Here is a 22,234-nt window from a genome sequence, read left to right as displayed (position 1 = left end):
TTCCATCCAAACAGTGGATGGAACGCTCTTTGTGAAAAATCTCAGGATAAGAGAATGGAGAAAAGCTCGATTAACTGTACTGTGGTTCTTTTCGGGTTTTCCGTTCGCTGCGAATGGTTGACTGAGCGGCTGCCAGTCGTGCTGATGGAACGCGGAAAGGAGAGCAGCTTACATACTCCAGTCCTAAATCAAAGCAAAACTGAATGGACTCTTTTTCTCCTCCGTGTTCTCCACAAATCCCTGTTTTCAGAGCAGGATTTGTTTCTTTCCCCAGTTTGACACCACTCTCTACCAGTTTCCCAACACCATCCTGGTCCAAGGAAACGAATGGATTTCTGTGCAGCACATCGCGATCTACATACTGTTGAAGAAATTTACCTTCTGCATCGTCTCGACTGAACCCAAACGTCGTTTGAGTTAAATCATTGGTTCCAAACGAGAAGAAGTCTGCCTCTTCAGCAATCTGATTGGCTGTGAGTGCTGCACGCGGTGTTTCAATCATGGTTCCAATCAGATAATCGAATTCCTGGTCAGTCTCTGTCTGGACTTGTTGGCTGATTCGAATCACCAATTGGCGCATTTCTTTCAGTTCATTCACATGGCTGACTAACGGAATCATAATTTCTGGTTGAACTGTGATTCCTTTTTTCATGACGTTGGACATCGCCTGGAAGATGGCCATGATCTGCATTTCGTAAATTTCAGGGTGGATCATACCTAAGCGGCAGCCACGCAGGCCTAACATAGGGTTTGCTTCTTCTAATAACCGTACTTTGCGTAAAAGGTTTTGTTTTTCGTGCAACTCTTTTGAGTCGGGACTAGTAATTTGCAATCTCGTCACATCAACGAGCAACTCTTCTTTGTCCGGCATAAATTCATGAAGCGGAGGATCTAGTAGCCTTACAGTAATGGGATGTCCTTGCATCGTTTCAAAAATCTGCTCAAAATCCTGTTGCTGCATAGGCAGGAGTTGATCCAGAGCCTCCTTACGTTCCATGGTCGTTTCAGATAAGATCATGCTTTGAACGGTAGGGATACGGGAGCTATCCATAAACATGTGCTCGGTGCGGCAAAGTCCAATACCGCCCGCTCCAAACTCCAGGGCTTTTGCAGCGTCTGTTGGGTTATCCGCATTCGCCCGTACTCCGATCTTTCTCTCTTCATCTGCCCAGCGAAGCAGTAGTTGGAACTCTTCCGAAAGTTCTGGTTCAATCATTGGGATTTCACCGAGGAAGATTTCTCCTGTCGATCCGTCAATCGTAATCGTATCCCCGTGGTTTACAGTTGTATCGCCTACGGAAAACTGTTTGGATTCCAAATGAATTTTCATGGAGTCACAGCCGCAGATACAAGCTTTCCCCATTCCTCTGGCAACAACTGCGGCATGACTGGTCATTCCGCCTCGGCTCGTAACTGTAGCTTGAGAAGCGATGATTCCATGGATGTCATCAGGTGTCGTCTCAGGGCGGACGAGGATAACCTTTTTTCCATCCTTGGCGAGCATATCGGCTTCATCCGCATCAAAGACGACCTGCCCTGTGGCAGCTCCAGGGGAAGCGGGTAAGCCTGTAGCTAAATGTTCCCTTTTGTATTCAGGATCGATACGATGATGGAGAAGCTGATTGAGCTGATCAGGATCCACGCGTAACAGCGCTTCCTGCTGGTCCATGATATTTTCTTTTACCATTTCTACAGCGATTCGAATGGCTGCCTGGGCCGTTCGTTTTCCTGTCCGTGTTTGTAGGATGAACAACTTTCCACGTTCTACTGTGAATTCAATGTCCTGCATATCTTTGTAATGGTCTTCTAATAACTGACAGGTCTCCACCAATTGTTGATAGACATCCGGCATTTCATCTTTCAGCGTCGCAATCGGCTGAGGTGTACGAATCCCTGCGACGACGTCTTCTCCTTGTGCGTTGATTAAATATTCTCCATAAAGCATAGACTCCCCGGTGGATGGATTGCGTGTAAAGGCGACACCTGTGCCGGAATCCTCGCCCATGTTTCCGAATACCATGCTTTGAATATTGACCGCTGTACCAAGGTGGCCGGGAATTTGATGAAGGCGGCGGTACAGGATGGCCCGTTTGTTATTCCATGAGTCAAACACGGCCTTGATTGTAAGGAAAAGCTGTTCTTTTGGATCCTGAGGAAAGCTTCGCTTCGTATTTTTGAGCACAATCGATTGGAATGCTTCGATCACTTCTTTCCAATCTTCGGCTGTGAGTTCTGTATCGGATTGGTACCCTTTTTCTTCACGGATTTCTTCTAACCGATGTTCGAAAATGTAGTTTTCTATATCCAGGACAACATTCCCGAACATTTGAATAAACCGGCGATAGGAATCATAGGCAAAGCGAGCGTTATTCGTAAGTTCTGCCATTCCTTTAACTGTGTCATCATTCATTCCGAGGTTCAGGACGGTATCCATCATCCCAGGCATGGAATGGACGGCACCTGAGCGCACAGAAACGAGAAGTGGATTGGTTGGATCTCCTAGCTTTTTGTCAGTTTTCTCCTCAAGGACTTGGAGGGATTGTAATACTTGGGACTCAATTTCTGACGATATCACTTGATCTGCATCATAATAGGCGTTACAGGCGTCTGTCGTGATCGTAAAGCCGTAAGGAACAGGTAAACCGATTCGGGTCATTTCCGCTAAATTCGCGCCTTTTCCACCCAGGAGTTCTTTCTTGTTCTTTCCAGATTGATCAAACATGAATACAAAATTGTTTTCCATTAGGCAAAGCTCCCCCTTTTATTAAACATGGCCAGGATGATATCGGCTGTCTCCTCAATCGCCTTGTTGGAAACATCAATCACTGGACATCCAATTTTTTTCATAATGTCTTCTGCACACGTTAATTCTTCAAAAATCCGATTCAATGAGGCGTAACTTGCTGAGTTTGTTAGACCGAGCCTTTTTAATCGTTCCCTGCGAATATTATTTAATTTTTCCGGTGAAATGATCAATCCAATGCATTTTTTCCTTGGAATTTCAAAAAGTTCTGCAGGAGGTGGAACCTCGGGGATCAGAGGCACATTGGCTACCTTGAATTGTTTATTCGCTAGATACATAGAAAGAGGAGTCTTGGAGGTTCTCGACACTCCGATAAGAACAATGTCTGCCTGTTTCAATCCTCTGACTTCCTGACCGTCATCATATTTCACAGCAAACTCAATGGCTTCCACACGCTTGAAATAGTTCTCATCCAACTTTCTCATCTGTCCAGGTTGACGATTGGGCTGCAGATTGAACTTTTGAGTGAATGCATTCATCAAAGGATACATCAAATCAACGGCAATGATTTGTTCTTCCTCTGCTCTCTGGTCAAGGTAATCCTTCAAATCAGGAAGGACGATGGTGTAGGCAATGATGGAAGGGCGATACTTCGCCACAGTGATGACGTTATTGATATCCTGCTCATCCTCTACATAGGAAAAGTGCTGGATTTCAACTTCCTGACCAAAAAATTGACTTGCGACAGCTTTGACCATTAATTCAGCTGTTTCGCCGACGGAATCGGACACGATATAAACCATTTCTTGATTCGTCACAATCCATCTCCCTTACTTTTAGTTCTGGAGAAAGTGTATGAAATCGTTGGTGTATGTACAGGTTCCTACTCTTTCATACCTTCCTAATTATTATGTTACACTAATTCGGAGTTATTGAGTTAATGTGTCATACTATTACTGAATAGTATAGTATCATTGTTTGCGAATGGATACAACAAAAAAATGGTTTATGATTGTGGGCATTGACCGTAGGCTCGTTGGCATGACGGTGAAAGAAAGCCATACTCCAGACGTTTGGCTATTGAACCAGAGGAAGTTGTCTAAATTTTGAAAGCGTATTATAATGGAAACCAATCTTGTACATAAAGGAGGGAAAATCATGCCTGCATTCACCTTAGATATCAAAAGTGAGGATAAACACCTGCTTTTTATGATGTCTATTTTTGGAATCTCAGTAATCCGAGGGACACGTGTGTCCTTTTTTAGCTGAATTCCATCGTGTGAACGTACGTATGATTTCCTTCAACCACACGGGGATGATCTCACGTGTGGCTTTTTTTATGTATAAGAGAGGACGAATGACAATGTTTAAAACAAAACGTAATATCTATATGCTGTATTTCTATATCTTTTTTGCTCAGTTGTTTTTTGATCGTGCCTTATGGGTCATCTACCTTGGCGACAGAGGAATGACGTTCGGTCAAATCGGTTTGCTGGAAGCTTTCCTTCACTTGGCGATTGTGCTTTTTGAGGTTCCTACAGGGATGATTGCGGATTTGTATGGCCGGAAAGTGAGTTTAGTGATCGGCAATGTGTTCAGCATTCTTTATGGACTGTTTATGATGATCAGCGGTACTTTTTCGATGTTCACGCTCGCCTTTTTGTCGATGGGGATGATGGTGACTTTCCATTCCGGTGCTGAGCAGGCGTTTGCTTATGATACGTTGAAAAATGAAAACCGGGAGAAAGATTATACGAAGGTGATCGGAAGCATGACGGCTCTTGCTCTATTATCATTGAGCCTTGCCAAATTCCTCGGCGGTTTTATGGCGGAGATCAGCTGGGGATGGGTTTATGGAACAACGATTTTCACCCATGTTCTTGCGCTCATTCCTCTATTTTTATTGAAGGAGCCGGAACGTGAAAAAACGGAAGACATCGGCGGCCGCTGGTATAACCAGTGGGTCCATCAATTTAAACTGGGTTTGGTTGTATGGAGGGAGAACTCGGTCATCCACCGTCCTGTGGTGTTGTTTATATTGGCGAGTGCGGTGATGGTGATCCTCGTGTTTTACGGCCAGGAGTACTTCATCCAGTTAGGTTACTCCTCTGTTGTGGTAGGTGCTGTATTTACAGTGGAGGGGCTCTTAGGAGTCGTCATGGCGAAAATCGCCTACAGGGTAGAAAAACGATTTAAGTTTTTCAATATCTTATATTACGGCTTAGGGCTTTTTCTATTATTCTTCATCCTGTTCATTTTTGCTATGGACTGGGCGATTCTACTATCCTTCTTATTCCTTGCGCAGCTGTTGAGTCTTTTCGAACCCATCTTCAGTTCGTTTGTGCAAAACTTATTAAAAAGCAATGTCAGGTCCACCTTCTTTTCATTAATTGGTTTGATGGAGAGCTTTATCATTATGATCAGCTTTCCGTTGTTCGGATTTGCGGTTGAGCGTACGGGTTTTACCAACGGTTTTGCAGGCCTGCTGCTTATTTTTGTCATGGCGGCTGCCGGATTCCTTATCGTTCAAAAACTTAGAAAGAGTTGATGCAAAGAGCTTCCCACTCAAAGGGGAAGCTCTTTTTTCCTCCCTCTGTTTTACCGCCGGCTTCCGGTAGTTTATAATGAGGGGCAAATAAGCAAAGACAGGAAGTGCCTATGAGTAAACGAAAGAATCAAGGATATAAAAAAACGAATAAAAAACCGAACAGGTCTGGAAAGCCCCATGGGAAACAAAAATCCTCTCCTCACACGCTAACTAAAGGTAAACCTGCCCGTGGTCAGAAACCTGTAACGGCAGAGGTTACTTGCTCAGGTCTGACCGATGAAGGGAAGGGGATCGCCGAGTGGAAGGGTAAGCGTCTGGAAGTCCCTTTGCTCTTGCCAGGGGAAAAGGCAGAGGTAAACATCATTCAAAAGGGGCGGTCTTTGGACGCAGAAGTCAAGCGTGTCATCACTTCAGCAGAAGAACGCGTCGATCCGCCTTGTCCATATTACTACGAGTGCGGAGGGTGTCAGCTTCAGCATATGAGCAACGATGCCCAAGCGCGCTTCAAGCAGGAAACGATCGATCACTTAATGAAGCCGTTTGGAAAACCGGAGCCTATTTTCACGATGGATCATCCGTATGATTACCGGAATAAGAGTCATACAACATTCGGTCTGAATCACAAGCGTCAGGTTATTGGCGGGTTGTATGCGCAGCACACGCACGAAATCATCCCGATGGATCGTTGTCTCATCCATGATCCGAAAGCGGACGAAATCATAGATACGATCAAGGACTACATGAGAAATTCAAAAATGCAGCCGTACAATGAAGACACAGGACGCGGCTTCTTGCGGCACGTGCTGATTAAAGTCGGCAAGGTCAGTGGAGAGATCATGGTGGTGCTTGTCGCAGCTTCCTCGGAGTTCAAAGGAAAGAACAATTTTGTGAAAGCTATGAGAAAGGCTCATCCAGAGATTACGACCATGCTATTGAATGTAAATAAGCGTGATACGAGTGTCGTTCTGGGAGAGCAGGAAAAAGTGTTGTTCGGCAAAGGTACGATTACCGACACGTTGTGCGGACTTGAATTTGAAATTTCCGCAAAGTCCTTTTATCAAATCAATCCGGTCCAGACAGAAAAGCTTTATGGAAAAGCGATTGAAATGGCTGAGCTGACTGGAAACGAAACCGTGATCGATGCGTACTGCGGAATTGGGACAATTGGTCTTGTGGCCAGCCGCAAAGCTGGAAAAGTGATCGGGGTAGAGGTGAATAAGGATGCGGTTCGGGACGCCATCCGTAATTCTAAGCGTAATGGCGTGAGTAATGCACGGTTCTATCAAGGCGACGCCGGTGAGTTCATGGTCGATATGGCCGCACGCGGGCAGAAAGCGGATGTCGTCATTATGGATCCACCTAGAAGCGGGAGCGACGAAGCGTTTTTATCAAGTGTTGTGAAGCTTAAGCCGCAAAAGGTTGTGTATGTGTCCTGTAACCCGGAAACACAGGCGCGGGATATGAAGTATTTAGTCAAGCACGGATATAAGGTGGAAGAGATTCAGCCGGTGGATATGTTTCCTCAGACATATCACGTGGAATCCGTGGCGAAGTTAGTGCTGAAAGGATAACCAAAACCTGACTTCAAGGTATTGGCTGTCTTAACTTTAAAAAGGTTCATCCAATGAAGTGGATGAACCTTTTTTGTATTTTACTGACCTTGGACAGGGCGCCACTCCACTTTCACTAAAACACACTACCGATAATCCTTCGGGGAACCCCAATACTCATATTTATTGTAACGGGGGAATATGGAGCCGAAACGTATGAAAATCGATGCAAGATCCAATTCGGGATAGGTTTTAAAGAGGCACTGGTCCCCATATCTGATGGCCTCAAGCGCTAATGGCAATTCGCGCCTGAAAATAGTATCGCGAATGGAAGATTGGCTGAATCCATATTGTCCATCCACATAAACATAGACAAAGAGATAAGGAGAACCATGATTTATCCTCCATTCGGCAAGCACTTCATCTCTCATGGCGGTGACCTTGTCATAGGCATACGCTAATCCTATAGTGAGAAAAAGTTCGGCAGTCGCGTCAGAATGGGTCAATGTATATCTCCGACCTAACACAGGTTCTGTTTTTGTAACACAAGGTCTGAACTCAACGAAAAGTTTGTCTGGATCAAGCCTTTTCAAAGGAATCCTCCTTGCTAAGGGGAAGCGGGAGGGACATTACGATTTTGTGCGGGCGTAATTCAACAAGAGACATCATGGAGCTTTTTTCAAAAATTCCTCCACGAATCTATTAAACTTTTCACTATGCTCCCAAAACATGAGGTGGCCGCCAAGCGTTTTAACCGAGGCAGAAGGAGTCATCTTGTTTAGGTAAGCAGTTGCTGTCTTTCCCCAGTGTTCGGCGACAATGAAGAGCGTTGGAACAGAAGCACTGCTTTGGGCTGCCTCTTCTCGGTATTCGGAAAACAGTCCGGAAGAGAACAAATTGGCCGCGATATAGTACGGTGTTTTCAGTGATTGCTCTACCATCCAAGTCAATTCTTCTTTTTTCAGTTCCCGTTGGACCATGACACCCGCAGCATAGGCTGATATGAACTCGCGCTGTCCTTTTGGATGGCGGAGGAAGTTTGTATAGGCCGCAGCCAAATCATCAAGAGGCCCCTCTACCCAATCCTCCTCTTGATTAAGAGATAAGGATTTCGGAGGCATATCAATCATAATGAGGGACTTGATCTCATCGGTTCCAAACTGCCGGATGTATTCCCATATGGTTAAGCAGCCGAAAGACCAGCCGAGAAGCGTGGGATTTTCCACGTTTAATTCCTGCAGAACTTTTTGTAAATCCGTACCGTGGGTGACGTAATCATTTCCGTGGACGGTCATTGTCGATCGGCCATGGCTCCTAGGATCGACGACAATCGTACGGTGCGTTTTTGAAAAATGATGAACCTGTTCTGAAAAGACTTCTGTCGTGAATGTAAAACCCGGAATCCATACAAGGGGGTCTCCTGTTCCGGTTTCTTGAACGAATAATTCAATCCCCGGTTCCACTTCAATATAACTTTCTTTCGTGTTCATGGTGTCCCTCCTGTTTATACAGAATACTAAGCACATCCTTCTAAATCCTATTCAAAAAACCTTCCTGCCATTTCTTTTTCTCAGAAAAGGATGACCGCCCCTGTATGAGTGGAAGGCAATACGCTTCCCATAAAGGGCTCTGAAAAAGGAAAAGGCGGACCCTTGAACAAGGCCCGCCGGAGATTTTCCTTCTTTTATAAGAAAAACAGCACAAAAAGTTGAAGGTAGATCTGCACCATGACATAAAAAGCAATCGCGTATTTATAATTAAACATCAGTCCGTTTTTAATGATGCTCAACTTGTTCACAGAACTCAAAATGATTGATGGTAAAATCAGCGGGGATAACATAATGGAAATGACGCTCCCCGATGTAATCCCGAGCACAACGATTTCCGGGGGATAGGGAAGGTCCACACCTTGCAGAATTCCTGAGACGAGGACGATGACTGTCAATGGACCGAGCCCGATAAACCCGAGAATAATCACGACAAATGGGAGAACCCATAAGAAGTTCAGAAACGGGACGGCGTCTGTCACATAAAAGAGACCATCGATAATGTACTCGCCATATCCTGACTGATTCACCGCGTTAATTAAAAATCCAGCGGCCAATAGAATCGAGAACTGTTGGGCTTTATTTGGAATGCTTTTGTCTACATAGGTTTTGCTATTCTCCGTAATCGCGCTGCTTCTTTTACGAATGATGAAGTAGAGAATGACCCAGGCCACGATTACGATAGGGATAATGAGCAGAAGTTGAACATCCCAAAGGGCGTTCAGAAGAAAGATAGAACCGAATAACGTCACAAAAAGAAAGCCGAATTCAAGGGCATCACGATTTCCTTTTGTATCCTGTTTCTTTTGTTCGGCAATCTTTTGAAGCTGTTCCTGAATACCTGCGGTGAGATCCACGCCGTAATGACGCTCTTGGTAATAGGAAAACAGTACAGATAACAAAATCCCTGCGAATGAGATAAAGAATCCTTGCAGAATCGATAAGCCCAAGGATGCTCCCAGTGCATCGACGGCAAAAATAAAGCTCGGGATGCTGACGACCCACATCGTTGTTAAGGAGAACGCACGTAAGAGGGCCGTTCCTTTATAATTCTCCCATGCCTCTCCTTTTTGATTGTTCAAAAAGTCATTGATCATGCTATAAACCATGGGGATCGAACCGAACAACAAGAAATAAGAAATGATCTGGGTGATCACCATCATCCCGAAATAGAACTTCCGGCTCGTATTCAACAGATTTTGGGCGAAGTTGATCACGGATTCAATGTACGGCTTTTCTTCCAGTACCCAACTGATAGTAGGAACGATCAGTAAGAGCGCAATCAGACCGCTCATCACTGTAAATCCAGAAACCGTTCCTTCAATGAGCGATGTCCCTGCGGAAAGGTGAACAATCAATGCAATGATAAGCAGTAAAAGGGAAATCGCTGCCTGTTTCACAGGCAAGAAGAAGTAACCAAGTACAAAAGCCGCCAAACCGGATAAGGAAAGAGTGGTGGATAGCATGTCTCCACCTATAAAATAAACGACAAAATGCATGAGGACATACAAGCTGATAAAAAACGTGTACCCTCGTTTTGCGATTTGTACCATGATGGATGCTCCTTAGTTCAAAGTGTTAACCTTACATATCTTATCATAAGCCATGTTCAATAGCTGACATCGTGCACGAGGAAGGTATGTGATGCCGGCCGGATCCATGGAGTATGAAAGACGCACGACTTTTTAGTCCTTTCTCACTAAATCAAGGGTTACAAATGAACGAATTCATTGAGTAAGCCTACTGAATGGTTTGATGAAAAAGTAAAGCGGCAATATTCCCGAGTGTAACCAAAAAGTGGGAGGAGATTACATGAACCGTTTTACAATTCCGCGCGACATTTATTTTAGTGAGAATGCTCTTGATATATTAAAATCTGTAGAAGGAAAGAAAGCTCTGCTTGTAATTGGAGGAGGTTCTGTAAAAGAAAACGGGAACCTTGAGACGATTGAAAAAAATCTAGCAGAAGCGAATATAGAGACAAAGCTTATTGAAGGGATAAAAGAAGAACCATCAACTAATCTTGTACAGGAACACCTGGATACAGTGATGGATTTTGAACCGGATTGGATCATAGGTATAGGCGGTGGCTCACCGATGGATGCGGCTAAGGCTTTCTGGTTGTTCTATGAACATCCAAATCTAAGTTTCGAAGACGCGACCAAACCGTTTGAGCTGCCCGAACTTCGTTCCAAAGCGAAATTCATCGGTATTCCAACGACAAGCGGAACAGCATCGGAGATCTCCAACCTTTCCGTCATCACCGATTCAGAGACAGGGGTGAAATATCCGCTAGCCAGCTTTGAACTGACTCCGGATTTCGCTATTATCGACCCTGTCATGGTGGAATCTATGCCGAAACGCGTGACAGCTTACAGCGGTATGGATGCTGTCACCCACAGCATTGAAGCCTATGTAGCGAAACCACGCACCACATTTACAGATGCGCTTGCAAAAGAAGCGGCTGAAATATTGAAAGAACACCTTCTTTCCTCCTATAAAGGAGATAAAGAAAGTCGTGAAAAAGTCCACTATGCCCAGGCGATGGCTGGTATGGCCTTCTCTAATGCGGTATTAGGCAACGTACACAGCTTAGCCCATAAGAGTGGACCTACATTTGGAGTGCCACATGGCTGTGCCAATGCGATTTATCTTCCTTATGTCATCCAATTCAACAGAAGTGTTGTAGAAGATCGTTTTGCCGCTTTAGCGAAAAGAATTGGTCTAGAGGGGCAGAATGAACAGGAACTCGTAGACGCTCTTATCGAGTGGGTCCGTGAGTTGAATCGCGAAATGGATGTACCGAATACACTGCAAGAATTCGGTGTCTCAGAAGAGTTATTCAAAGAACATGTAGATACGATGGCAGAAAATGCGGTAGAAGATCCGTGTACAGGGACAAACCCACGTGAAACATCTGTGGAAGAAATGAGGAAACTCTTTGTTGCCGCTTATTATGGGCAGGATGTTGATTTTTAATTTTTTAATAGAAGACTTGTAGAGATCAGTCCACCACTGGACTGGTCTCTTTTTTCTGGACAAAAAAGGGGCGTTCGACTTTAATAGAGGGGAAAGGAGTTCACTTATGATCATAAAACCCCGCACCTTCCCTCCTGACATTGTCCATTTGGAAATACTAAAGCACCGCCTCCAGCTTCATCACCCCGCTGTCGCCCAAGTAGAAGAAACCCTCTCTGCAATGAAAGCCGGCTGGATTGGCGAACAGTCCCTTGATTTTCACCTCGATTATTTGAAAGGCCCTCATTACATCCTTCATAACCTGCGCCTGCATGATGGGCACCACTATTTTCAAATCGACACGATCATATTATTTCCTTCCTTCATCCTGATTCTTGAAGCAAAAAATATGACCGGCCAGATCTCTATCCGCCGTGAGAAAAAGGAAATGCGCCGTGACATGGAAGGATTCCAGGATCCCGTGGAACAGGCGGAACGGCAGAAGCGGTTATTAGATGAATGGTTGTGGCGGCAGCTAAGGATTCGGATGCCCATCGACTTCCTGGTGGTATTTACGAATAGGCGTTGTACCCTCGAGTTTGACTCCTCAGACTCCCGTATTTATGAAAAAGTAATACGTGCTTCCTCTCTCGTGGATGTCATGAAAAAGAAAAAGGATAATTACCAAGGGAAGGCGTTCAAGAAGGAGGAACTTTTACGAATTGGCCAAGCGCTGGCTGAATCCCATCAGGATCATGTGCCGGATTACATGAAGCGTTTCAACTTGAGTTATTTGGATCTGCTGAAAGGAGTCAGGTGCCCATCATGTGGAAAGTATGCAATGAGAAGAACAAAAATGAAATGGGTATGTCCAGGTTGTTCTCATCACTCTTCCCTTGCTCATGAACAAGCCTTGAGAGAATACGCTGTGCTTGTGGCCAAAACGATTAGCAATAAAGAAGCTAGAGATTTTTTAAAGGTAGGTTCAAGACATGTGGTGTATCGATTATTAAGCGCTTATTGTAAGGGACGAAGTGGTTCTACTAAAAAAGCAAGGTTCCTATTGGAGTGAAAATCTAAAAACAAGTACGCCCCACCAAAGAGGGGTCGAGTCGCGCCAAAGGTGGAGCGAGTCGCGCCAAAGGTGGAACGAGTCGCGCCAAGCGAGTCGCGCCAAAGGGAGAGCGAGTCGCGCCAAAGGGAGAGCGAGTCGCGCCAAAGGGGAGGCGGGTCACGCCAAACGGCGAGCAACTCGCCCAAAACGTCCGGCACCCCACACCAAAGGACAAAAGAACGGCGTCAATCCCTTGCTTTACGCTTCGTCCCATAGTACTCTTGGGGTTCAATGAAGGGAGTGGGAGACCATGACACGAGTGGTCATCTTAGCCGAAAAACCCTCTCAGGCAAAAGCATATGCAGAGGCTTTTACAATACAGGAAAAAACGAAAACGTATATTGTTTTAAAACCGGATGATACCTTCCCGGACGGGGCAACAATCACATGGGGCGTCGGCCATCTGGTGGAATTGAAAGAACCTCATGACTATAAGCCGGAGTGGAAGCGATGGAAGCTTGATCAGCTGCCGATTGTTCCGGATCGCTTTCTTGAAAAAGTGTCCAAAGGGAAGTGGGATCAGTTTAAAGAGGTCAAGCGTTTGTTTCAACAAGCAGACGTGCTCGTGAATGCGGCCGATGTCGACCGGGAAGGATCGAACATTTTTTACAGCATTCTCCGTTTAACAGGCGTGAAGGGGAAACCGGTTCGCAGGCTGTGGATCAATTCCCTTGAGAAGGACGAAGTGCGTAAGGGATTTAACAATCTAAGAAACAATGAAAAAGATTTACGTATGTTTGATGAAGCGAAGGCTCGTCAAATCAGTGATTGGATGGTAGGGATCAATGCGAGTCGTCTGTTTACGCTGCACTTACAGAAGAAAGGCTTCGGAAGCTACTTAACCATCGGGCGTGTGCAATCGCCGACCGTCTACTTGATTTACCAGAGGCATAAGGAGATAGAGAACTTTGTATCCGAGCCTTTCTACCAAATCGAGGGACTTTTTCAATCAGGGGCGGGTTCTTATAAGGGCTTAGCTGAAATCAAGGAAAAGGATAAAGCCAAGGTGCAGGCGCTGATGGACAAGCATGGGCTGAAAGAAAAGGTAGACCACCAGGGAACGGTCGAGCGTGTAGATAAGAAGACCAAACACCAAAAATCACCGAAGCTGCATTCGTTGTCCACCTTGCAAAGTGTTGCGAACAGACGATGGAAGTACACACCATCGCAGGTGCTGAAGACGATGCAGAAACTTTATGAGAAAAAACTAGTCTCTTATCCGCGAACCGACTGTAATTACATCACGGAAAGCGAGTTCTCTTATTTAGTGAACAACTTGAAGTCCTATCAGGATACTTTGAACGTTTCTTTCAAGCCGCTTTCCTTGAAACCGAGGAAGCGGTATGTAGACAGCAAGAAAGTTCAGGAGCACTATGCCATCATCCCGACGAAGACGGTCCCGACGGAGAAAAAGCTGAATGGACTGAGTCGGGAAGAACGCAATATCTATACCGAGGTCATGGCGACGACGCTTGCAATGTTCCATAGCGACTACGTTTATGAAGAGACGGCAATCTTTACACATGTCCACGACCTGTCTTTTAAATCGACAGGACGTCGCGACGTGCATCAAGGATGGAAAGAGCTTTTTCCTAAGCCATCGAAAGCAAAACAGGAAAAAGAAGCACTTCTTCCGAATGTGCAAAAAGGGGAAGAGGTGGGCGCTCGCCTTCATATCAAAGAAAGTATGACACAGCCGCCTAAACCGTACACGGAAGGCCAGCTGATCAACATGATGAAAACCTGTGGAAGGCTTATGGATGACGAGGAAGATGTAGAGATTTTGAAAGAAGTCGAAGGCCTCGGGACTGAAGCGACCCGCTCAAGCATCATTGAAACGATCAAGGCGCAAAAATACATTGAAGTGAAGAAGAACAACGTATACGTCACGGCTAAGGGAATTACACTTTGTGAAGCTATTGAAGGTACGCTGTTATCGAGCCCTTCTATGACAGCCAAATGGGAATCGTATTTGAAGAAGATCGGAAGCGGCGAAGGATCCAAACAAATGTTCATCAAACAGACGAGCCAGTTTATTGAAAAACTGATTCATGAGACTCCCGAGTCTATTCAAAAGGTTCAAATCAGACATACGGGTGAAAAGAAAAAGTGGAATCAGCCGATTGCCAAATGCCCGGCCTGTCAGACAGGTTCGATCATGGACCGGTACAAATTTTATGCTTGTTCCGAATACAAAAAAGGCTGCAAGGTGAGTTTTCCGAAAAGGTTAGCTGGAAAAACGCTGACGCCTAATATGATTAAGACGCTTTGCGAGAAAAAACGGACGAAGGTTTTAAAAGGATTTAAAGGAAAGAAAACGTTCAGTACGGCTTTAACTTTGGACGAAGAGTATAAGATCAAGTTCGATTTTAAAAAGAAAGCGGAAGAAAAAAGTTAGACCTGTTATTCTGAGCCTGCCTCTCTATGTGTGAACCATTCGCGCCAGGAGGCAGGCTTTTTTCGTTGAGAACATTTAGTTTGACCTCGCCTCCCTGCAAAACTGCACATCAAGGACATTCCTCGCTTTCCCTACATAGGATAAATCAACAAATGGGAAGGGATTTGAGAACATGTATGTTGGACCTTATACGCACCCATATTATGTGCAACCAGTGTATGGTTATAGAAATTCTGCAGGGTACTGGTCTGTACCTAACCAATAATATGGCTTTTATAACAGAGTGATGCTGAAAGATTATGGAGCCAATCCATTCGTCATAAATATCAATGAAGCGACGAATCAAAATCAAAACTATCGCACGGCTTTATGGACGGGATCAAACTTACAAGTAACCTTAATGAGTATTCCTCCAGGCGGCGATATTGGATTAGAAGTGCATCCAAATGTCGATCAGTTCCTGCGTATTGAACAAGGGCAGGGGATTGCTCAAATGGGCGAGAGTCAAAACAATTTAAGTTTTGAAAGAAATGTCTATGATGATGACGCCATCATAATCCCTGCTGGAACCTGGCATAATGTAATCAATACAGGGGATACGCCACTTAAACTCTATTCGATCTATGCTCCTCCCAATCATCCATTTGGTACGATTCATATGACCAAAGCAGATGCCATGGCTGAGGAAGAAGGAAACGGTCAAGAGAATGGAACCCCCCTTCTATATGGGAAAACCCCGGACGAATGGGTGAAGTACACGGAATACTTGGTGGATGAAGGGTTAGAAGATGTTAAAAGAGGGATCAATGCTACGCACATTCTTCAAGAATTCATCTTAATGGGATTGCTTGTAGGGAAGGGATATACTCCTGAAAAAGCATATGAAACAGTAGAAGAGTGGGAAAGGACAGGAAAGTCAAAACTTCTTCAACAAAGTAAAAACATGTAGTAGCGGAAGGAAAAACTTTCTTGGATGATAAAAGGTTGCTTTCCATAGGATTCATGTTGTAAGGACTGTTGAAAAACTTATTCTTCTCCTGGTGGCTTTTTATCTTATTCAGTGTATCAAGTTCGTGAATCCATACGTGGCCGTTTACTAGGTTCATCTATCTTTTCTGCTTATCTTGGTTAGGTGAAAACACTACCTCCTTGCAATGTGATACACATGAAGAGGTAGTGTTTTTATTAATAAGATCAACCATTCTTTGGGGGTCAGACGAATAAAAATAGTAATCTGTTTACCATTTGTGAACAATTTTGTAATTATTATAAAAACTCAGGAATAAATGATAAAAAGGTGGTAAGATAATTCTCATATCCGATCTTCTTCAAGGATATACGTTTATTGAAAGCGTTTTATTAAAATAAGAAGAGGTTGATGAAAAGTTGACATTAACAGTGAAAGAAGCTTCCATTTTTGATCACAAGGGAAACAGGATTATGACTGAAGACCGGGAGATTGCGATCATTGCCAAAATGGAAGATCCTAAGATTGCTATATTGGGAAATGTCGTCAGTGACGCTGAATGTGATGAGCTTATCCGTCTTTCTCAGAACCGGATGAATCGTTCGAAAATCGGATCCCGTCATGAAGTGAGTGACATTCGGACAAGCAGCAGCACATTTTTACCTGAGGATGATATCACCACACGCATTGAAAAGCGGTTGGCGCACATCATGAATGTCCCCGTTGAACATGGAGAAGGACTCCACATTTTGAATTATAAACAAGGCCAAGAATATAAAGCGCATTATGACTACTTCAAGTCAAAGGTTCAGGCTAAGAACAACCCGAGAATCAGCACACTGGTTCTATATTTGAATGATGTCGAAGAGGGTGGGGAAACGTACTTTCCTCATATGAATTTGTCTATCTCCCCTCAGAAAGGCATGGGTGTCTATTTTGAATATTTTTATTCCGACCCTGTGATCAATGAACGGACCCTGCATGGCGGATCGCCGGTCACAATTGGAGAGAAATGGGCAGCGACGATGTGGGTGAGGAGAAAACAGTATAGGTAAAGATAGCGCCGTTGAGTAATGGCTCTCAAACATAATGAAACACCCAGCATTGCTTTGAGGATCGCAATGCTGGGTGTTTTTCTTATGACAGAAAAGGGAAGCTCACTGGAAGCATGTTTACTTCATTCTTGTGTTTTCTACTATTTTATTCGCTCTTTTAAATGCCTGCTGGAACTTTACTTCTTGGGCTTTTGTTAATGTACTTCTTTTTTCTTTGGAAATTTGGGCTTTCGATTTCATTGGTAATCCCTCCTTTGCCTGTCATTAGTTTCATTATGAACGGTTTGGGATAAGGTTATTCTATGGATGAATGTGCTGATCCCTGCCGGAAATCTTTTGCCATGTCTTGGTCGACTTGTGGCAGGCATTGGAAGGGTATAGAATATATAGTGTTGATCCGTAGGAAAGTGAGTGATGACGATGGATAGAATTGGTGTGTTAACGAGTGGAGCGGATGCTCCCGGAATGAACGCAGCCATACGATCAGTCGTAAGGTCAGGCATCTATTACGGCGTTGAAATGGTTGGAATCAAGTATGGTTTTCAAGGCCTGTTGAATGAATCATTGGAGAAAATGGATGCCTCATCCGTGGGTTCTATTATTCAACGGGGAGGGACGATCCTGCAATCCTATACATGTGATGAAATTCATACGGATGCAGGTCAGGAAAAAGCTATTGAAAACCTGCACAAACAAGGAATCGATTCCTTAGTTGTGATTGGTGGAAGAGAAGACTTAGCAGTCGCTGCTTCGTTACAAAGAAAGGACTTTCCTTGTGTCGGCATCCCGGCCACGATTGACAATGATATTCCGGGTGTGGCTGAGGCCATCGGCTTTGATACAGGGTTAAATACAATTATTGATTATATTGACCGCATTCGGGATACGGCCTCTTCTCACGAAAAATCCTCGATTATTGAAGTGATGGGAAGAGATACAGGAAATCTGGCCTTATGGTCCGGTCTTGCTGGTGGAGCGGAGAATATTTTAATCCCTGAGAAAAAAGAGGACATGAACACCATAATAGAGCAGATTAAAAGCGGTCCTTCCAGGGACAAAAGATACAGTATCATCATCGTAGCTGAAGGTAGTGGTGTAAGTGGAATCGATCTCAACACTAAGTTGAAAGAAGAAGCCGGGATTGAATCTCGCGTCACCGTTTTAGGCCACACGCAGCGCGGGGGAGCTCCAACGGCGAGAGATAGGGTGCTCGCCAGTCGATTAGGTGCACATGCTATTGATCTGCTGCTGGCACAGGAATCTGGCAAGGTTGTCGGTCTGAAAAACAATAAACTTGTGAGCTATTCTTTCGAAGAGGTGACTTCTCAGACGTCCAAGATTGATGAGGGCATGTATGAGTTGTCAGGAAGGCTGTCTATATAAATGAGAAGGTGTGCAAGCGTTGTAGACGCTTGCCCTTTCTTTTTCTGAAGGATGGGATGTTGAAAAATGGAGAGTGGACCACTTCGACATTCTATACGTGTTACGATACACTCAAGGATTTATAGGAGGAGAACGCCAAATGACGAGAAAGCTGTACTATGAAGATGTTTATACAATGGATTTTGATTCAAAAGTGACCAAAGCAGGTGAAGATGAACGTGGTTTGTATGTAGTCCTCGAAGAAACAGCGTTTTACCCAACAGGTGGAGGCCAACCGCACGATGAAGGTACATTGAATGGTGTTGAGGTGTTCGATGTCGAAGAAGTGGACGACGAAGTACGACATTACATAAAGGAAGAACTTATTGAAGAAGGAAAGGAGATACATGGGAAGGTTAATCAACAGCGACGCATGGACCACATGCAGCAGCACTGTGGTCAGCATATCATATCCGCTGTTTTTGACGATCAGTTCGATATCCCCACCAAGAGTTTTCATTTAGGAAAAGATACGGTGACCATTGATTTGGACACAGAAAAGCTGTCTGATGAAACATTGGAAAAAGTGGAAGAACAGGTGAACGGAATCATCCGTTCCAACTACCCGGTTGAAACAAAGTGGATGTCGGTTGCGGAGGCAGGAGAGTATCCACTCCGTAAACCACTCGCTGTTCTAGGAGACGTACGCCTTGTCATTATTCCGGAGGTTGATTATAACGGCTGCGGTGGCACTCATCCTCACTCAACTGGGGAAGTTATGGCTGTGAAATTTTTAGGATGGGCAAAAAACAAAAAGCAGGTGCGCCTAGAGTTCGTTTGCGGAAATCGGGTCTTGCAAAAGCTCGGTCAGAACCATCAGGTGTTAACCGAAATGAAACGGATCGTCCCGAAGCCGGAACAACAGCTTGTCGGAGAAGTTGGAGAACTGATCAGGGCAAACAAAGAGAAAGATAGGAAAATCGCTGAACTGGAGGAGCAACTCCTTGACTATGAAGCGAAGGAAATCCTTTCAGTGTCTAAAGAACAATCAGTGATCCAGCGTGTTTTCAAAAACCGTTCAATCAAGACGCTCCAGTCTTTAGGGAAAGCTATCATCGAAGAAGCGCCTGAAGCGTATGTGATTCTCATTAGTGAACAGGAAGAACAACTGCAGTTCATACTTGCTCGCGGAGATCGCATCGAGCGGAATATGAACGACATAGCGAAACAAGCGATGCCTCTTATTGAAGGGAAAGGTGGAGGTAAACCGAACTTTGTTCAAGGGGGAGGCAAGAGGCTGATGGATGGAAAGTCTTTTGCAGAGGAATTGAATAGATGGATATGATGCTCCTTCTTAATTTTATTGTGAGAATAAATTGAATCTGAGAAGGGAATAAGATATGATGGTTATGAAACTGATTTCATAAAACAATGGAGTGAACGATATGGCGACGATTTCAGATGTAGCCGAAAGGACAGGGCTATCCAAAGCGACGGTTTCTCGGGTCATCAACAATCATCCTTATATCTCTAAAGAAAAACGTGAGCTTGTTTACAAGGCGATGGAGGAGCTTGGTTATCAGCCAAACCCATCAGCGAGAAGATTGCGGGGGCAATTGACCAACACGATCGGAGTCATTGTGCCCAGAATCGTAAATCCTTTCTTTTCCTATTTGGTTGATGCTTTAGAGCAGGTGGCTTATGAAAACAATTATCAGGTGCTTATGTTTCAAAGTGATGAGAAAAAAGATAAGGAATTATACTTTTTAAACTTACTGAAGACGAAGCAAGTGGATGGTCTGATTATGACGGCTATCGAGAACGAAAGGGAAGTGATTGAATCCTATACGAGATTTGGTCCCATCCTTTTTTGTAATGAATATTTGAGCCAATCGGAAATTCCGGTAGTACGTGTAGATCAGTCAAAAGCCGCCTATATAGGAACGAAGCATTTGCTTGATCGAGGATATCGAAAAATTGCTTATTGCACCGGTGGGCTTTTCGTTGATGATGGTAAGGACAAGGACCGAAACATCGGCTTTCAAAAAGCGCTGAACGATCATCAAATCAATATTAATACTGCTTGGGTCTTCATCAATAAACATACGATCGAGGACGGCAGACATGTCATGAGACAAATTGCAGGGATGAACGAGAAGCCGGATGCCATCTTCACGGGAAGTGATGAAATTGCAGCCGGTGTCATTCTGGAAGCGAAATCTCTTGGTATGAAAATTCCAGAGGATCTCGCTGTCATGGGATTTGATGATCAACCGATCGCTGAAATGATCGATCCAGCCCTGACTACGATCCAGCAGCCGATTAAGGAAATGGGGACGATATCAGTAGATATGCTGTTGCGCTTACTGAAAAATCAACCCTTAGACCAAAAGCATAAAGAACTTTCCGTGGAACTAGTCATTCGATCTTCCACATAAAAAATATAAAAACGACTGTTGAAACCGTTATCATATATGTGTATAATACGAATTAATCAAGATATGCATATTAAGATCTTCCAAGCCGGTGGATACAGTCATTTATTTTTTGTCGTTTATGAAACCGATATCACATGTGTTGAATTGTCTCCTCTGGTTTTTAGTTAAGTCCATCGTAATATTTTTTTAATCTTGTGTGAAACCGATATCACAAAGGAGTGGATGGTATGAAAAAGAAAGGTGCTGCATTGGCGTCCGTCTTGTTTGCTGGGGTTTTAGCTGGTTGTTCCTTTGGAGCGGGTTCTTCTTCTGAAAGCTCTGAGAATGCGACAACAATCGAAATTTTTCAAGGGAAAGTCGAGTTCAACGATCAATTTGAAGAACTAGCCGAGAAGTACGAAGAAGAAAACCCGGATATCGACATCAAAATTACAAGTGTCGGGGGAGGATCTGACTATGCTGGATCACTAAAGACGAAGTTTGCATCCGGGGATGAACCGGAAATTTTCAGTATTGCAGGTCCAACGGAGTCGGCTAATTATGAAGAATATTTAGCGGACCTCTCGGATACGGAACTTGCTGACTTGGCTCTAGAGGGAACTTTAAACCCGGTCACGAAAGACGGGGAATTGCATGGTCTTCCTTTTAACCAAGAAGGGTATGGGTTGATTTACAACAAAGACATGTTTAAAGAGGCGGGCATCGACCCATCTGAAATTTTAACTTATGAAGACTTGGAGAATGCGGTACAAACCTTGGATAGCCAGAAGGATGAACTCGGGATCGAAGCCGTTTTCGCCTTTCCTGCGAAAGAGAAGTGGGTTCCAGGAAACCACTTATCAAACGTCTACCTTGCTCCAGAGTTTGACCATATGGTAATGGAGGCCTATCAGGCGGAAGACGTGCAATTTGAGAGAAATAAAGAATACAAACGTATGATTGACTTGCAAAACGATTATTCCATTCAACCAACGTTAAGTTTGGACTATTCCCAGCAAGTAGAACAGTATTTCTCCCTCCAGGAAGTAGCGATTATTCAACAGGGGAATTGGGTCTATCCTTCTGTTGAGCAGATGGATCCTGATTTTGCAAAAGAAGGTATGGGAATTTTGCCGATTCCGGTGGAAGGAGAGGAAGGTAAGCTTCCAGTCGGTGTTCCGAACTACTGGGCAGTCAATAATAATAGTGATGATGAAACGGTCCAAGCGGCTAAAGACTTTCTTGACTGGATGTACACATCCGATGTAGGTAAGGACTACGTGCTCAATGAGTTCAATTTCATCCCTGCTTATGAGGGCTATAATACAGACGAAATCTCTGACCCATTGTCCAAAGAGATTTACCAATACGCTTCTGAGAATCAAACGACTGGATGGGTCTTTCTTGGATATCCTGGCACCTGGGGCGATTATGTCGGATCAAACGTTCAGAAATATATTGACGGAGAAATGACATGGGATAAGCTAGTCAAAGATTCTAAACAAGAGTGGACGAAAATGGACCAATAGAAGGTTAAAGGCTAACATTCGGTGTACATCTGACATGTTAGCCCTT

Annotated in this window: 17 protein-coding genes; 11 read left to right on the top strand and 6 right to left on the bottom strand. The window is 44.2% G+C overall.

Annotated features, from left to right (window positions below; all coding sequences use genetic code 11):
• Positions 1-70 precede the first annotated feature (70 nt).
• The gene (gene ppdK, locus K2225_RS17660; RefSeq protein ID WP_220585950.1) at positions 71-2,743 is read right to left on the bottom strand and encodes a pyruvate, phosphate dikinase; all 2,673 of its coding nucleotides are present in this window, start codon (positions 2,741-2,743) and stop codon (positions 71-73) included.
• Positions 2,743-3,561 (bottom strand): pyruvate, water dikinase regulatory protein, encoded by an 819-nt coding sequence (locus K2225_RS17655; protein WP_220585949.1) that lies wholly within the window; start codon positions 3,559-3,561, stop codon positions 2,743-2,745. Before K2225_RS17655 ends, ppdK begins: the two co-directional genes overlap by 1 nt.
• Before the next feature lie 545 nt (positions 3,562-4,106).
• Between K2225_RS17655 and K2225_RS17650 the strand changes: the two genes are divergently transcribed.
• Together K2225_RS17650 and rlmD are read left to right on the top strand one after the other, a co-directional pair.
• On the top strand, positions 4,107-5,291 hold the full coding sequence (locus K2225_RS17650) for an MFS transporter (RefSeq protein WP_220585948.1): 1,185 nt from the start codon (positions 4,107-4,109) through the stop codon (positions 5,289-5,291).
• A 110-nt stretch (positions 5,292-5,401) separates the two neighbouring features.
• A complete protein-coding gene (gene rlmD / locus K2225_RS17645; RefSeq protein WP_220585947.1) occupies positions 5,402-6,862 on the top strand; it encodes a 23S rRNA (uracil(1939)-C(5))-methyltransferase RlmD in 1,461 nt (486 codons plus the stop codon).
• A gap of 125 nt (positions 6,863-6,987) precedes the next feature.
• Here the strand turns inward: rlmD and K2225_RS17640 are convergent, their stop codons facing one another.
• The 3 genes from K2225_RS17640 to K2225_RS17630 all read right to left on the bottom strand — a co-directional run bounded on the left by K2225_RS17640 (position 6,988) and on the right by K2225_RS17630 (position 9,941).
• On the bottom strand, positions 6,988-7,434 hold the full coding sequence (locus K2225_RS17640; protein ID WP_220585946.1) for a staygreen family protein: 447 nt from the start codon (positions 7,432-7,434) through the stop codon (positions 6,988-6,990).
• Between the two features lie 72 nt (positions 7,435-7,506).
• On the bottom strand, positions 7,507-8,331 hold the full coding sequence (locus K2225_RS17635) for an alpha/beta fold hydrolase (protein ID WP_220585945.1): 825 nt from the start codon (positions 8,329-8,331) through the stop codon (positions 7,507-7,509).
• 194 nt (positions 8,332-8,525) lie between these two features.
• Positions 8,526-9,941: a hypothetical protein gene (locus tag K2225_RS17630; protein WP_220585944.1), complete on the bottom strand. Its 1,416-nt coding sequence runs from the start codon at positions 9,939-9,941 to the stop codon at positions 8,526-8,528.
• A gap of 259 nt (positions 9,942-10,200) precedes the next feature.
• Between K2225_RS17630 and K2225_RS17625 the strand changes: the two genes are divergently transcribed.
• From K2225_RS17625 to K2225_RS17605, 5 genes are all read left to right on the top strand, one after another.
• Complete coding sequence (locus tag K2225_RS17625) at positions 10,201-11,367, top strand: iron-containing alcohol dehydrogenase (RefSeq protein ID WP_220585943.1); 1,167 nt, start codon at positions 10,201-10,203, stop codon at positions 11,365-11,367.
• 106 nt (positions 11,368-11,473) lie between these two features.
• Entirely contained in the window at positions 11,474-12,418 is a 945-nt protein-coding gene (locus tag K2225_RS17620) for a nuclease-related domain-containing protein (protein WP_220585942.1), read from the top strand.
• 292 nt (positions 12,419-12,710) lie between these two features.
• The gene (locus tag K2225_RS17615) at positions 12,711-14,858 is read left to right on the top strand and encodes a type IA DNA topoisomerase (protein WP_220585941.1); all 2,148 of its coding nucleotides are present in this window, start codon (positions 12,711-12,713) and stop codon (positions 14,856-14,858) included.
• 286 nt (positions 14,859-15,144) lie between these two features.
• Positions 15,145-15,807: a cupin domain-containing protein gene (locus K2225_RS17610; RefSeq protein WP_220585940.1), complete on the top strand. Its 663-nt coding sequence runs from the start codon at positions 15,145-15,147 to the stop codon at positions 15,805-15,807.
• A 491-nt stretch (positions 15,808-16,298) separates the two neighbouring features.
• Complete coding sequence (locus K2225_RS17605) at positions 16,299-16,880, top strand: 2OG-Fe(II) oxygenase (protein ID WP_220586021.1); 582 nt, start codon at positions 16,299-16,301, stop codon at positions 16,878-16,880.
• Positions 16,881-16,997: 117 nt separating this feature from the next.
• Here the strand turns inward: K2225_RS17605 and K2225_RS17600 are convergent, their stop codons facing one another.
• Positions 16,998-17,120, bottom strand: coding sequence for a YfhE family protein (locus K2225_RS17600; protein ID WP_146815834.1), 123 nt, complete (start codon positions 17,118-17,120; stop codon positions 16,998-17,000).
• A gap of 180 nt (positions 17,121-17,300) precedes the next feature.
• On the opposite strand from K2225_RS17600, the gene pfkA reads away from it, so the two are divergent.
• The 4 genes from pfkA to K2225_RS17580 all read left to right on the top strand — a co-directional run bounded on the left by pfkA (position 17,301) and on the right by K2225_RS17580 (position 22,188).
• Positions 17,301-18,263 carry a 6-phosphofructokinase gene (gene pfkA / locus K2225_RS17595; RefSeq protein WP_220586020.1) on the top strand — a complete coding sequence of 321 codons (963 nt, stop codon included), beginning with the start codon at positions 17,301-17,303 and terminating at the stop codon, positions 18,261-18,263.
• Positions 18,264-18,402: 139 nt separating this feature from the next.
• A complete protein-coding gene (locus K2225_RS17590) occupies positions 18,403-19,587 on the top strand; it encodes an alanyl-tRNA editing protein (protein ID WP_220585939.1) in 1,185 nt (394 codons plus the stop codon).
• A gap of 100 nt (positions 19,588-19,687) precedes the next feature.
• The gene (locus K2225_RS17585; RefSeq protein ID WP_220585938.1) at positions 19,688-20,680 is read left to right on the top strand and encodes a LacI family DNA-binding transcriptional regulator; all 993 of its coding nucleotides are present in this window, start codon (positions 19,688-19,690) and stop codon (positions 20,678-20,680) included.
• A 227-nt stretch (positions 20,681-20,907) separates the two neighbouring features.
• On the top strand, positions 20,908-22,188 hold the full coding sequence (locus K2225_RS17580; protein WP_220585937.1) for an ABC transporter substrate-binding protein: 1,281 nt from the start codon (positions 20,908-20,910) through the stop codon (positions 22,186-22,188).
• Positions 22,189-22,234: the final 46 nt, after the last annotated feature.

It is taken from the genome of Halobacillus sp. Nhm2S1, assembly GCF_019599545.1.
In the GTDB taxonomy this organism is placed as follows: Bacteria; Bacillota; Bacilli; order Bacillales; family Halobacillaceae; genus Halobacillus.
Note: the sequence above shows the minus strand (reverse complement) of the source record. Positions and strands in the feature narration are given on the sequence as shown.

Bases quoted from the DNA above. Each gene is read 5' to 3' on its own strand.
- K2225_RS17620 (WP_220585942.1), top strand. From the start codon at position 11,474: ATGATCATAAAACCCCGCACCTTCCCTCCTGACATTGTCCATTTGGAA.
- K2225_RS17615 (WP_220585941.1), top strand. From the start codon at position 12,711: ATGACACGAGTGGTCATCTTAGCCGAAAAACCCTCTCAGGCAAAAGCA.
- ppdK (WP_220585950.1), bottom strand. From the start codon at position 2,743: ATGGAAAACAATTTTGTATTCATGTTTGATCAATCTGGAAAGAACAAG.
- K2225_RS17590 (WP_220585939.1), top strand. From the start codon at position 18,403: ATGACGAGAAAGCTGTACTATGAAGATGTTTATACAATGGATTTTGAT.
- K2225_RS17600 (WP_146815834.1), bottom strand. From the start codon at position 17,120: ATGAAATCGAAAGCCCAAATTTCCAAAGAAAAAAGAAGTACATTAACA.
- K2225_RS17650 (WP_220585948.1), top strand. From the start codon at position 4,107: ATGTTTAAAACAAAACGTAATATCTATATGCTGTATTTCTATATCTTT.
- K2225_RS17585 (WP_220585938.1), top strand. From the start codon at position 19,688: ATGGCGACGATTTCAGATGTAGCCGAAAGGACAGGGCTATCCAAAGCG.
- K2225_RS17625 (WP_220585943.1), top strand. From the start codon at position 10,201: ATGAACCGTTTTACAATTCCGCGCGACATTTATTTTAGTGAGAATGCT.
- pfkA (WP_220586020.1), top strand. From the start codon at position 17,301: ATGGATAGAATTGGTGTGTTAACGAGTGGAGCGGATGCTCCCGGAATG.
- K2225_RS17630 (WP_220585944.1), bottom strand. From the start codon at position 9,941: ATGGTACAAATCGCAAAACGAGGGTACACGTTTTTTATCAGCTTGTAT.
- rlmD (WP_220585947.1), top strand. From the start codon at position 5,402: ATGAGTAAACGAAAGAATCAAGGATATAAAAAAACGAATAAAAAACCG.
- K2225_RS17635 (WP_220585945.1), bottom strand. From the start codon at position 8,331: ATGAACACGAAAGAAAGTTATATTGAAGTGGAACCGGGGATTGAATTA.
- K2225_RS17610 (WP_220585940.1), top strand. From the start codon at position 15,145: ATGCTGAAAGATTATGGAGCCAATCCATTCGTCATAAATATCAATGAA.
- K2225_RS17605 (WP_220586021.1), top strand. From the start codon at position 16,299: ATGACTGAAGACCGGGAGATTGCGATCATTGCCAAAATGGAAGATCCT.
- K2225_RS17580 (WP_220585937.1), top strand. From the start codon at position 20,908: ATGAAAAAGAAAGGTGCTGCATTGGCGTCCGTCTTGTTTGCTGGGGTT.